At 68.8% G+C, this 301-nt stretch carries 1 pseudogene; it reads left to right on the top strand.

Annotated elements, in window-relative coordinates:
- Window positions 1-301 (top strand): annotated as a pseudogene (locus AACR77_RS16920) (ABC transporter ATP-binding protein); the annotation flags it as partial.

Genomic DNA, 301 nt, shown 5'->3' with positions numbered 1-301 from the left:
GCTGTTTCTCGCCCTGTCCCTCGGCAGCCACCATATGCTCTGGCTCGACGAACCCACCAACCACCTGGATCTGGCGGGCAAGGAGGAGCTGGCCGAGGCGATTGCCGCCTTCCCGGGGGGCGTGCTGCTGGTCTCCCACGACCGGGAGCTGCTCGAGCGCAGTTGCAACCGCTTCTGGCTGATACAGGACGGGCGCATCCAGGAGGCTCACAGTGCCGAGCGGGCCTATGCCGAGCTGCTGGGCGATGCCCCCTTGCCGCAGGCGGGCAGCCCGGCTCGATCAGGTGACCAGCAGACCGCG

This window comes from Aeromonas sp. ZOR0002 (genome assembly GCF_963866995.1).
GTDB lineage: Bacteria > Pseudomonadota > Gammaproteobacteria > Enterobacterales > Aeromonadaceae > Aeromonas > Aeromonas caviae.
Note: the sequence above shows the minus strand (reverse complement) of the source record. Positions and strands in the feature narration are given on the sequence as shown.